This is a genomic window from Pseudoalteromonas sp. A22 (assembly GCF_018141345.1).
Taxonomy (GTDB): Bacteria; Pseudomonadota; Gammaproteobacteria; order Enterobacterales; family Alteromonadaceae; genus Pseudoalteromonas; species Pseudoalteromonas maricaloris.
On sequence record NZ_CP047237.1, the window covers coordinates 900,950 to 913,613 of the forward strand.

10 protein-coding genes are annotated in these 12,664 nt (G+C 43.6%); 6 read left to right on the forward strand and 4 right to left on the reverse strand.

What is annotated here, in order from left to right:
- The first annotated feature begins 61 nt into the window (after positions 1-61).
- Positions 62-1,087 carry a linear amide C-N hydrolase gene (locus tag GSF04_RS03565; RefSeq protein ID WP_249122330.1) on the forward strand — a complete coding sequence of 342 codons (1,026 nt, stop codon included), beginning with the start codon at positions 62-64 and terminating at the stop codon, positions 1,085-1,087.
- Between the two features lie 55 nt (positions 1,088-1,142).
- On the opposite strand, the gene GSF04_RS03570 is transcribed toward GSF04_RS03565, so the two are convergent.
- The gene (locus GSF04_RS03570) at positions 1,143-1,952 is read right to left on the reverse strand and encodes a sulfite exporter TauE/SafE family protein (RefSeq protein ID WP_211856651.1); all 810 of its coding nucleotides are present in this window, start codon (positions 1,950-1,952) and stop codon (positions 1,143-1,145) included.
- A 465-nt stretch (positions 1,953-2,417) separates the two neighbouring features.
- Here GSF04_RS03570 and GSF04_RS03575 point away from each other — a divergent pair, with 465 nt between their 5' ends.
- The 5 genes from GSF04_RS03575 (at position 2,418) to GSF04_RS03595 (ending at position 9,200) form a co-directional block, all read left to right on the forward strand.
- On the forward strand, positions 2,418-3,395 hold the full coding sequence (locus GSF04_RS03575) for a DUF1852 domain-containing protein (RefSeq protein ID WP_045990348.1): 978 nt from the start codon (positions 2,418-2,420) through the stop codon (positions 3,393-3,395).
- Positions 3,396-3,423: 28 nt separating this feature from the next.
- Positions 3,424-4,464 carry a methionine synthase gene (locus GSF04_RS03580; RefSeq protein ID WP_010370114.1) on the forward strand — a complete coding sequence of 347 codons (1,041 nt, stop codon included), beginning with the start codon at positions 3,424-3,426 and terminating at the stop codon, positions 4,462-4,464.
- A gap of 324 nt (positions 4,465-4,788) precedes the next feature.
- Positions 4,789-6,822 carry a S9 family peptidase gene (locus GSF04_RS03585; RefSeq protein WP_211856653.1) on the forward strand — a complete coding sequence of 678 codons (2,034 nt, stop codon included), beginning with the start codon at positions 4,789-4,791 and terminating at the stop codon, positions 6,820-6,822.
- Positions 6,823-7,096: 274 nt separating this feature from the next.
- Positions 7,097-8,191: a 5-methyltetrahydropteroyltriglutamate--homocysteine methyltransferase gene (locus tag GSF04_RS03590; RefSeq protein ID WP_211856655.1), complete on the forward strand. Its 1,095-nt coding sequence runs from the start codon at positions 7,097-7,099 to the stop codon at positions 8,189-8,191.
- A gap of 19 nt (positions 8,192-8,210) precedes the next feature.
- Positions 8,211-9,200, forward strand: a complete 990-nt coding sequence (locus tag GSF04_RS03595; RefSeq protein WP_211856657.1) for a GGDEF domain-containing protein — start codon at positions 8,211-8,213, stop codon at positions 9,198-9,200.
- 37 nt (positions 9,201-9,237) lie between these two features.
- On the opposite strand, the gene GSF04_RS03600 is transcribed toward GSF04_RS03595, so the two are convergent.
- The 3 genes from GSF04_RS03600 to GSF04_RS03610 all read right to left on the reverse strand — a co-directional run bounded on the left by GSF04_RS03600 (position 9,238) and on the right by GSF04_RS03610 (position 12,660).
- Complete coding sequence (locus GSF04_RS03600; RefSeq protein ID WP_211856659.1) at positions 9,238-9,660, reverse strand: hypothetical protein; 423 nt, start codon at positions 9,658-9,660, stop codon at positions 9,238-9,240.
- A 304-nt stretch (positions 9,661-9,964) separates the two neighbouring features.
- On the reverse strand, positions 9,965-12,001 hold the full coding sequence (locus tag GSF04_RS03605; RefSeq protein ID WP_211856662.1) for a serine hydrolase domain-containing protein: 2,037 nt from the start codon (positions 11,999-12,001) through the stop codon (positions 9,965-9,967).
- 113 nt (positions 12,002-12,114) lie between these two features.
- Complete coding sequence (locus GSF04_RS03610; RefSeq protein ID WP_010370122.1) at positions 12,115-12,660, reverse strand: DUF4410 domain-containing protein; 546 nt, start codon at positions 12,658-12,660, stop codon at positions 12,115-12,117.
- Between the last annotated feature and the right edge of the window lie 4 nt (positions 12,661-12,664).

Genomic DNA, 12,664 nt, shown 5'->3' on the forward strand with positions numbered 1-12,664 from the left:
TTAATTTTCTTGTGAGGTTGTTATGTGTACTAGAGCTTTTAATAACTGGAATAGAGCATATTTGGCTACTGCCAGAAATATGGACTGGATGTTTATATTACCTACCAGCTTGTTTGTACTTGAAAAAGGACTAAAAAAATCGGGGCTTGAGCCAGTTTCTGAGCTAGAGGCAATAGCAAGCGAGAAAACTCGCAACCCACTTACGTGGACATCTTCCTATAGTAGCGTGGTCGCTATGGTTGGAGATGATTGCAGTGGCTGGGCAGCCTCCGATGGTATGAACTCTATGGGACTTGTCGCAAATGTATTGTACGACTCAGGCGCGACGTACGGTAAGTCAGCATGCAAAAGTAAAAAGCAGCTGAGCGTCCTGAGATGGTTGCAATATGTGTTAGACAAATTTGTACTCGTCAAGGAAGTCGTTGACGTATTCAGCAAACAAGAAATTCAGATCGTTGGTGCAGAAGTACCTAACAGCGAAGGTAAAACCGCAGCATTGCATTTAATAGTGTCGGATATCAGTGGCGATTCAGCCATTATCGAAGTTGAGAATGGGGCTTTTAAGATCCATCACAGCGCTGACTATCGCGTTGTTACCAATGAACCAAGTTATGAAGATCAGCTAAGGATTAATGATTATTGGCTGTGGCAATGGAGTGATAAAAACAGTCAGCCGAGCCATACGATCCCTGGCGGTCCATACTCAACCGATAGATTCGAGCGCGCTGCGTTTTATCTTAATCACTTAGATTTACCAAACGATGAGCATGATGCCCTTGCACAGGCTCGCTCGGTTGCTGCAAGTGCATCAGTACCCCTTGGCTATAATTTTACAAGCAGTGCCAGCCCAAATATATCTAATACCTTGTGGACAACCGTTGCAGCGCATAGGAGCCAAACCTATTACTTTTGCAATGCCCGCACGCCTCATGTTGCTTGGGTGGAATTGGCAAACTTTAACTTTGAATCGCCAGTCTGTGCCTTCACATTGATAAGCGAAGATCCATCTGGGGAGTACATCAATAGCACCAGAAATGGCAAGTTAAACAAGCATTTTGAACCAACCGAAGATCCGTTCAAAAAGTAAGATAAGCAGAGCTTCTGAGCCAAACACGCCATAGTTCGTTTTGGCTCAAAAGTACTTAATTCACCGCCATATTCACAGCCATCACTAACAGCAGCACAGCAAATACCTTTTTAATCGTGGCAACAGGCAAGTGATGCGTGGCTTTAGCCCCCATTGGAGCGGTAAACCAAGACGTGCACACAATTCCTAACAGGGCTGGCAAATAAACAAATCCGGCGAAACCATCCGAAAGTGCAAAGTGCGCACTGCCCGAGCTAATGTAGCCAACGGAACCAAAGAGCGCGATAACAATGCCACATGCAGAAGCGCATCCTATGGCCTTTTTCATATCAACAGAGAAAAACGTCAACAGCGGTACCAAAAGCGCCCCACCGCCAATGCCTATCATGGCAGATAAACCACCGGTGATCGTCGTTAATACCGTAAGTATGCCTTTATTTGGCAGCTGCCTTTGGGTTGTACTCTCATTTTTGCTGCTATAAAACATTTTTATTGCTATCAATACCACACTTACTGCAAATACAATGCGCACTGCGTTTTCGGGTAACAGCGCAGCCAAAAAACCACTGATAAGCGCGCCTAGTGCAACGCCCGTCATTATCCACGGCGCTACATCCCACGGTACATTGCCATTTTTATGATGCGCGATTGCCGATGAGGTAGAAGTAAATAAAATGGATGCCAGCGATGTCGCTACGGCGGCTATCACCACTTGCTCCGGTGGTAACACCTTAAAATACAGTAAAATACTGCTAAGCACCGGAACAATAACCAGCCCACCGCCAATACCTAACAACCCGGCTAAAAAGCCGACAACACTACCGAGTAGTGCACAATACACAAACAACAATATCAACTCACTCATTCCACTTATCTCTTCTTTTAATTGAGGCGCAATCACCTAAGTGAGCAATATCGGCGTTGCTTTTAGCCTTTGTGCCACCTAAGCGCTGGCGAGTATAACAACATAACGCTTTGCCATTGGTGCTTTTAACTTAGATAAGCCTTGAATATTCCTCACGTTTTACTTGAAACAAATACAACCTAGACATTTAGCAGTCTAGACTTTTGGATCTCCAAAGAGTTTCACTCTACAATTGCTCATATTTCCTGCACATGTGACTCAATAAGCAGCATCTATTTTTGTAACTCATGAATCAGACTCATGTTTTATGTGAAATAAAACCGTTTTTCTTCATCTTGTGATCCACGTATAAATCTCACATCACTTAATGTTCGGCACTCCCACTGCGTCCCCGTGGATATCTGTTTATCGCAGTGAAACGTAATTGCCGAGCGCGTCAGCATTAGAATTGGATACCTGAAGACCATGAATAACGAGTTTACTTTCACTATTAAGAGCATTCGTCTTGACGAGAATTACCATCCGTCAAACAGCACGCGGATCACCACCAACTTTGCTAACTTAGCAAGAGGCGAAAGCCGCCAACAAAACTTACGCAATGCCTTAAAGATGATTGATAATCGCTTTAACGCATTGGCTAACTGGGATAACCCAAAAGGCGACCGTTATTCTGTTGAGCTTGAGATAGTCTCAGTTGATATGGATATTGCAGGCAGTGGACAAACTTTCCCGTCAATTGAGGTGTTAAAAACCAATATTGTTGACCACAAAACCAATGAACGCATTGAGGGAATTGTTGGTAACAACTTCTCATCTTACGTACGTGACTATGATTTTAGCGTGCTATTGCTTGATCATAATAAAGATCAACCTAAATTCAGCATCCCAGCTAACTTTGGCGACTTACACGGTAAGCTATTTAAATACTTTGTCGATTCAGAAGCTTACAAGAGTCACTTTAGTAAGCCACCGGTGATTTGCCTAAGTGTATCGGATAACAAAACCTATCACCGCACTGAAAATCAGCACCCTGTGCTTGGCTTTGAATATCAGCCAAATGAATCATCATTAACTGAGCAATATTTCAAAAAGATGGGCTTACAGGTGCGCTACTTTATGCCACCAAATAGCGTTGCACCTTTGGCTTTTTACTTCTTTGGTGACTTACTGAATGACTACACCAATCTGGAGTTGATCAGCACCATCAGCACTATGGAAACATTCCAAAAGATCTACCGCCCTGAGATTTACAACGCCAATGCGGTTGCAGGCAAGTGCTATCAGCCAAACTTGAAAAACCTAGATCACTCATTAACGCAGATTGTTTATGACCGCGAAGAGCGCAGCCAGTTGGCGATTGCACAAGGTCGATTTGCCGAAGAGCATTTTATCAAGCCTTACCAAACCGTGCTTGAACAGTGGTCTGCCAATTACGCTTTATAATCAACGGGAATATGGAACAGCATTTATTATGAAAACACTATTACCAACGTCTACTGCTGGCAGTCTACCTAAGCCCGCTTGGCTTGCTCAGCCAGAAACCCTCTGGTCACCTTGGAAACTAGAGGGCGACGAGCTTATTGATGGCAAAAACGATGCGCTACGTATTGCTTTGCAAGAGCAACAACTTGCAGGGATTGATATCGTGAGTGACGGCGAGCAAACCCGTCAGCACTTTGTAACCACCTTTATTGAACACCTAAGCGGTGTGGACTTTGAGAAGCGTCAAACGGTAAAAATTCGCGACCGCTATGATGCCAGTGTTCCGACCGTGGTTGGCCCAGTATCTCGCCAAAAGCCAGTTTTTGTTGAAGATGCCAAATTTTTACGCAGCCAAACAGACAAACCTATCAAATGGGCATTGCCAGGTCCCATGACGATGATAGATACGCTGTATGATGACCACTACAAAAGCCGTGAAAAGCTAGCATGGGAATTTGCTAAGATCCTTAACCAAGAAGCCAAAGAGCTGGAAGCTGCTGGAGTCGATATCATTCAATTTGACGAACCGGCGTTTAATGTCTTTTTTGATGAGGTCAACGACTGGGGCATTGCGGCGCTTGAACGCGCTATTGAAGGACTCAAATGCGAAACCGCTGTGCATATCTGCTACGGCTACGGCATTAAAGCCAACACCGATTGGAAAAAGACCTTAGGATCAGAATGGCGTCAATATGAAGAGGCGTTTCCTAAGCTACAAAAATCCAATATCGATATCATCTCTTTAGAGTGTCATAACTCTCACGTACCAATCGACTTGTTAGCGTTGATCCGTGGTAAAAAAGTGATGGTTGGTGCGATTGATGTTGCAACCAACACCATCGAAACGCCAGAAGAAGTTGCCAACACACTACGCAAAGCGCTTGAGTTTGTTGACGCCGACAAACTCTACCCATGCACTAACTGCGGTATGGCACCACTTTCTCGTGAAGTGGCAAGAGGTAAGCTCGCTGCATTGAGCGCAGGGGCTGAACTCGTGCGCCAAGAGCTATTAGCCAAAAAATCAGCTTAATCAAGCTTGGTTAATCATAACGCTAGCAGCTAAATGGAACTTAAATTATGTGCCGCCTTCAAGGAATGATAGCGGCGCAGCTTGAGCGGCCTTTCCATTATTGATGAACACTCATTTTTTCAGATAACTTACGCGCAGATAACTTACGGACACTCACTTCAAACATCCGCAACTTTCATCCGATTTCACACAAAAAACAGCCACTCATTCCCATTCTATTTGACACATCGAGTTTTTATTTCGTTCTATCGCGTATTAGGTGACATTGAATTGCACCTGAATAACTATGTAGCCCTAAATAAAAATTATATAGAGGGTGGCATTATGCCTTATGGATTGAAACGGACGCTCATTTGCACTTTACTGGCTTGCGCTGCATTGCCAACAGTCGCACAGACTGAGGTGGGATTACAGGCTAAAGACATTTTTGAGCTGGAATATGCAAACGACCCGCAAATATCACCAGATGGTACTCAAGTGGTATATGTGCGTAACAGCAATGATGTAATGAAGGATGCTAAGCGACAAAACCTGTGGCTGGTCGATACTAAGTCAGGTGCACAATCACCACTCTTCTCTGATGAAAACAATTACAGTCAACCTCGTTGGTCGCCAGATGGTAGCAAAATCGCCTTTGTGAGCAATGTATCCGGTAGCACACAAATTCATGTGCATTATCTTGCTCAAAACCGTACGGCACTACTTACACAGTTACAATCTGGGATCAGTGGCTTAACTTGGTCACCAGATGGCAAATGGCTGGCTTTTAGCCAAAAGGTTGCCGAAAAGCCAGCGGTCATTGCCAAAATGCCAGAAAAACCAAAAGGCGCGAAGTGGTCCGATTCTGCCATTGTTATCGACAAAGCCTACTATCAAGCTGATGGTAGTGGCCTTATCAAACCCGGCTATCGCCAGATCTTCGTGTTACCGAGTGAAGGCGGCACGCCACGCCAATTAACCTCTGGTAATTATCACCATAGTGGGAAACTCGCGTGGCGAGCAGACGCAAAGGCGATTGTGTTTTCAGCAAACCGCATTGCAGACTGGGAATACAAGCGCCTAGAAGGCGACTTATTCGAAGTTGATTTTAACCGTAATATCACCCAGCTTACGTCGGCTCCTGGTCGTGAGTACGCACCTAGCTTTTCCGAAAATGGTAAAAAACTGGCTTACCTTAGTGCATCGAACGCGCTAAACCCTTACCGTAATAGCAAACTGAATATTATGGATTGGCAGGACAAAACCTCCCACATGATTGCCAAAGACTTTGACCGCTCAATCCAAGACCCAACTTGGATTGGCAGTGATAGACTGGCGATGACGTACGATGACCACGGCAAGCGAAAGCTCGCGAGCATCACCACAAAAGGCAAAATTACCGACATCACAGATACACTCTCAGGCACAACCCTTGGTCGCCCTTATCTAAGCGGTGAATTTAGTGCTAACTTTGATGGGGAAATTGCCTTTACTCAAGGTTCGAGCGAGCGCCCTGCAGACATCGCTATCACAACAAGAAAAGGCAAAGTAACGCAATTAACCCGCCTTAACGAAGACCTACTTGCACATAAAACCCTTGGTAAAGTGCATGAGATCACGTATAACTCGTCGTTCGACGGGGAGAAAATTCAGGGCTGGTATATTACCCCACCAAATTTTAACCCGAAAAAACAATATCCATTACTACTAGAAATTCACGGTGGCCCACACTTAGCCTACGGCCCCCATTTCTCAGCAGAATTACAGCGTTATGCCGCTGAAGGTTATGTGGTATTTTACGACAATCACAGAGGCAGTAGCTCTTACGGCGAGCGCTTTGCGATGTTGCTCAAGTACAAATACAGCTCGAAAGAAGACTTTGCCGATCATAACTCAGGGGTAGACGCTATGCTTGAGAAAGGCTTTATCGACAAAGATAATCTGTTTATTGCTGGCGGCTCTGCAGGTGGTATCGCAACAGCCTACGCGATTGGCTTAACGAACCGTTTTAACGCTGCGGTTGTCGTAAAGCCTGTGATCAACTGGCTGAGTAAAGTGCTTACCGCTGACAGTGGCCTTGGTCAAATTCCAACGCAATTCCCGGGTATGCCATGGGAGCATATGGAACACTATTGGCAGCGTTCACCGCTTTCGCTTGTTGGCAACGTAACTACACCAACCATGCTAATGACGGGTGAAGAAGACTTGCGCACGCCAATGGCCGAAACCGAACAGTTCTACCAAGCACTTAAGCTACGTAAAATTGACTCTGTACTGGTCAAAATTCCAGGTGCGCCACATGGAATTGCAGGCCGTCCTTCTCGGATGATCAGCAAAATCGAGCACTCGCTCGCTTGGTTTGAAAAGTACAAGAAGTAAGGAAAAAGCCGCGTAAAGCGGCTTTTTTCATAAATCGACTCGTTTTTAATCTAAAATTTAGAAAAGTAGCGAACTTTCCGCTAACGGTTATCTCACCGACTAAAATCCCATGCAATCAAGGCGATTATATCTATTTGATCCTATACTCACATTGGCGCTTGTGTGGTTGTAAAACAGACAAAGTAACTGGGTTGGTATAAGCGCACAATTGTTTGGTTATTTATGGCTTTTTATCGTTTTACTTAGAATAAGCAACTCGAAAAGGTAGACTACGATGGCGCGGTTCCAGATCCCCAGCGAACAAATCGGATCAATTCCTCGAAACCCCTGTTTAATAAGCGCTTACAGGGACTATAAGCAAGGAAAGATAAGTTACGCGGTTTTAAACGAAATTGCAGAGCACGAAACACAACAAGTGATAAAAGAGCTCGAAGCGATTGGCTGTCAGGTCGTCAGTGATGGCGAGCAAAGAAAGTTTGATGGTTTTGCTCACTATTGCTTACACGATTCACCTTGCTACTCAGATCAGGGCTTGCTCGTTGATTTTAACGATGGTCACTCTCGGGTCTTTGCGCCACACCTTAAAGTACCGCCATTTCGCTATCAACATACGGCGGATGAATTTCTCGCTTTCGCACTCAAACACGCAACTGTGCCCGTCAAACAAGCCGTTATTTCTCCTTCAATGTTGAGCTTAGTTTATCCATCTCACGGGATTGAAAATTACGATCACGAAAGCTTTATCAGTGATTTGATAACTGAGCATGTTGGCGAAGTAAAACGCTGCTTAGCACTGGGTGCACACAAAGTACAAATTGACTTTACAGAAGCGAGGCTGTCTTTAAAACTAGACCCGTCAGGTCAGACCCTCAAGTCCTTTGTTGAGCTAATCAATAAATGTCTCGCCCAATTTAGTGATAGCGAAAGGCAACGAATTGGTATTCATACCTGTCCGGGAGCTGATATTGATGCAACCCATAGCGCCGACATTGACTATAAATATCTGCTGCCTACGCTTTTCGACATAAATGCAGGAAGCTTCTACGTTGCACTTAGAGGTGAAGAGAACCCCAAGAAAACCCTGAAGCTGATAGGCAGCATCCTCAAGCCCTTCCAACGTGTATTTATTGGTGTGATTAACCCGAACAGTCGCGAAATTGAGAGCCCTGGATCCGTACGAGATCTCGTGTTACTGGCGAGTGAGTTTATTCCTATTCCACAGCTAGGCACTTGTGATGATTGCGGTTTTTCGCCATTCGCCGATGATAGTTCAACAACCAGAGAAATAGTATATGAAAAAATAAAATCGCGACTAGTCGGTACACAAATGGCCGAAGAAGCACTCAATACACGTGCGCAGAAAAATTGAATTAGCCAATGGGTTATGCATGAGCGAAGTATTTCCACCTAAATCAGATGACGCAGATCTAATTGCTAAACTTGAAGATGAAGTTCTGGCATTAGAAATAGAAAACCACAAGCTGCAACAAAGGTTACGTGAGAACGAATACGACAGAAAAGCTCTGCTGGATATTCAAAAGCTTGCTAATGTCGGTACGTGGCGGCTTAACCACCTAACCTACAGCGTTAAAATGAGCGATAAACTTGCTGCCATGCTCGGTATTGATGGCGAAGCCATTACACAGTGGGACGACTTTATCAATGCACTAGATCCAAGCGCCGAGCTAGCAATAAAACAGCAGCTCCACAATGTTTTTGTTCACGGTGGAAGCACCACATTTGAGCATGTTGTAACTAGAGCTGACGGCTCCACACTTTATGTAAGACACCACTGTGAAACGCTACTAAACGGCATTGGTCAGCCCCTTAATTCAATCGGCCTGATGCTGGATGTCACACAAGATAAAGTCAAGGCCGCACAATTGGAAGTGCTTTCGAATAAGGATGAACTCACCAATTTATACAATCGTAGGAAAATGAATCAGGCACTACACGAGGAAACGGCAGAGTGTTTAACTAACGGGCTCCCCCTCAGTACGATTATTCTGGACTTGGATCTGTTTAAGCAAGTAAACGATAGGTTTGGCCATCATATCGGCGATGAAGTGTTGATGCGTGTGTCGCAGGAAATTCAAAATAGTCTAAGGTCAACGGACATCGCATCTCGTTGGGGCGGTGAAGAGTTTCTTATCTTATGCCCCAACACTAGTCTTAATGATGCACAGAAAGTAGCTGAGCGGATCCGTAAAGCAATTGAAGCCATTCAATTGTCCTGCCCACACAAGATAACAGCCAGTTTTGGCGTAGGTAGTTTACAAGATGGTCAAGACTTATCAGAGATGCTAAAGCGAGTTGACTCTGCCCTATACCAAGCAAAAAAGGCGGGTAGAAACTGCATACGTGTAGAGCCTGAATAACGCAAATACAGACTTAACATGCTATATAAGCATCATGTTATCGTTTTCTGTTAAAAACTTCCTTTGACCCCTTAACAGATGGAAGCAAAAGCTTATCGTTGATTACGCACACTTCATGCGTTTGGATATCTAAAGGTATTCTTGGATCCTCAAGTTGAAGTTTGTAGCATTGGCCACTGTCAGAAACAGAAATAATTGAATATGGAGTATGAGTTGGCGCTCTGCCGCGAATAAACCCTGAATATATATTTTCGGTTATGATTATTTCTGCTGGTTGTAATATTGATGAGAACTTGTTGACTTCGGCTTCTGTCATTCCTGAATTTTTAAAACTCTCAATCGTTTCATGTTTACTAAATATCCAATGCCCAATAAAGGCGTAATTCATATTTTGCTCTTGAGCGATGCATCCTAACGATGAAAAAGTGTAAGCTATGATCCCTAGAAAGAATCTTTTCATTAACTTTTACCTTAAATTATGATGAGCTGTAGAATTGCTCTTTTTTATATATTTTTCATTACATTACCGACCTTAGCCGAGTTCATGATTTGATTCAATTCTTGACTCTAAACATTACGGTCATTATTTTGCAGTGTTTTGTAAAACTATAAACTTGGTTTCTCTGGTTTTTTGTGTTTTGCAGCTTGCTCTACACAACTAAATCAGGCTATACACTATCGCTTTTTATTCACAGATAATTGGTAATGCATTGTCTCCTAATTTGGCATTCGTTCGAGAAGAACATAAACACAAAAGCTGAAATCTAGCCAAAATAGTTAAATCCAACCGCATTCCAAATCCAAAATGCATAAATAAAACTCAAGCAACTCAGTGTAAAAATCACATCGTGTATTTTATAAAACCAATGCAAATCACTCATGCGCAACATGATTGGAAGACTTAGCACTTTCAAAAAGGTCGTGAAAACGATTGCTATCACCAAAGACAGTAGCAGCTTTACCTCTATGGTGGGAAAGCTTGCGTGAAATTGATATTCATCGAAAACAATACCGGCACTCATTAAAACAAAGCCCAGCACCGCTGCAAGTATCATACTTGAACAAAAACATGCCAACTTTTCAACTACGCCAAGCCTTTTGCTTTTACGAGCTCGAACACAACTGAACAATAAAGTGGATAGCGATAACAACGAAGATATCGCCAACGCCAAGTTGAAGAAAAGTGGGCTTTGTAAGAAGCTTACTCGTTCATAATCGCCAGACCACATACTCGCCGAAAAACGATTTACCTTCCCTGTCCCATCGCGATAAAAGTAAAAAATAGGTGCGTCTCGAGCTCCGGCTTGAAAGACGTCCGCTTCAAGGTGCTCCAGTTTTATTTTATTCCCTGCAACCATCATAACTAACCTATTTTGATCATCAATGGCTATCTCAGCCGCCGCATCTAATGCGGCCAGTTTTTCCAGTTGAGTATACGAACGACGAGTACTCAGAAATGTTCCAGTATAATCTTCAAGGTTTGCTTGGCTAACTTGCTGTTTTAAAACTTGCGTGTAGACATTTGCTTGGGAAGATGTGCTGAGCTGCGACGGCTTTACAAGATTTATCGGCTTGTTTCGATAAAATTTATTAAATATCGCAGTCGGTAAAGCCTCAACAAAGTGTGCCCCGCTTCCCATAACGTTAGTTGAAACAAAAATACCTAATTGAACTTCAGGAAAGATCACCATGTTGGCGGCAAACGTATGTGTGGCACCAGAGTGATGACGCTGCTCATAACCCTTAAACTTGCCATCAAACATGCCATGAGCAATCCCTGTCGCCAGCGGTCTATCGTCGTAAAGTCGATGTATCATTGTTTTTTGGGTGGTTGGCTGCACGAACAGGTTGTTATCCCCCATCAGAGCTGACATATAAAGCGCCATATCATGTGCAGTTGCAGAAATGGCCCCCGCACCACCTACATGCCCAATAAATTCAAAAGGTTTGGCGATATTATTGCCTTGTCTATCCCTAAAATACCCCGTTGCAAGCTGTTGTTGTAGCTCAGGTTTCATCGCAGTTAAGGCTGCACTGGTTTTTACTGGCTCTCGTAATGTCGTGTTTTGCATACCCAGTACAGAAAAAATATGTTGCTCCATATAAGTCGCTAAATCCATACCCGACTGCAACTCGACCAGATAACCAAGCAAAGCAAAACCATAGTTGGAATAGGATACATTAACACTCGGTGGCCAAATTCTCTTGGGCATATGTGTTGCGAGATATCGCTCTGTACTGAGCATTTCTGAGGCATTTTCAACGAACAAGTTACCGGCATCCGCTTCTTCAAAACCCGCCCGATGACTTAATAGGGCACGGATTGTAATAGGCGCTTCAAAGGTGTCAGGTATTTTAAATTCGCTCAGATATTCATTTATATCAGTATCTATAGATAGCTTACCCTGCTCCACCAGCTGCATCACTGCAAGTGCAGTCATTGTTTTGGTGATAGAACCGATGCGAAATAGTGTTTTATTCGGTTTAGCCATAGCTTGGCTGTATACATCAGCAAATCCATAGCCTTTAAGTAATACAATTTCACCGTCTTTGACGATAGTAACCGCAACTCCAGGCAGATTATATTGCCCCCTTGCCTTTTTGACCCAGTCATCAACATAAGTCCGTAGTCCTTTTAAATCTGGATTTTCCAAGGGCGCTTGTACATCGCTAACTGAGCTATCACGCAACAGCTGTGGGCTGTTATCACCCCACGCTTTCGCGTTAAAAAATATGCCGATCGCGACAGTTAACATCAAGGCTTTTAGAACAAGTGTAATATCAACAAACTTCGTTTTCATATTAGCTTCACGTCCCTTTGTTTGTAATGCGCATCAGTGGGGCTCAAAAAGGTATACAGGAGCCCCATCGTCAAAAACTAGGTTTCTTTGAGTATTTGGAACTTCAATATCGACTATGAGTTAGCGGTATTATCAGTTTTACCTTCGCGCTCCACCGTGCCAATCATACTCACCACTTTCTTAGATACTGCTTCAAGCTGCCTAGAAGTAGTTGCACCAAAAATGCCTTCGATAAACTCAGATCGAGTATCTAGTATCGACTCACCAACCACCTCGTTAGTGTCGGTGTTTATTAGCTTTACATTGAGCTTCAGCTCGGCATCACCCGCCATTACACCTACCATAAAGCGGCCAAATCCAGACACATAACGAAAGTGCTCGATGGTGATCTCGACTGATAAAGGTGCTTGAGCTGCACTTCCAGACTCAACAATACTGCCATTAAAGTCTTTGGCTATTAGCGCTTTTAGCTCATTAATGCTGTTAGAAAGTGACTTACTTTTAGAAACTGAGTGCGATGGAGTAATATCCAAAAATACACTTTGTGGCGTGTTCACTGCAGCTCTATTCGCTGTTTTACTTGTCTCTTGAATGTGGGCGGCGCAGCCACTGAAAATGAGCACTGAGATTATTACGGCAAATATTTTAAAATGTTTCATTAGG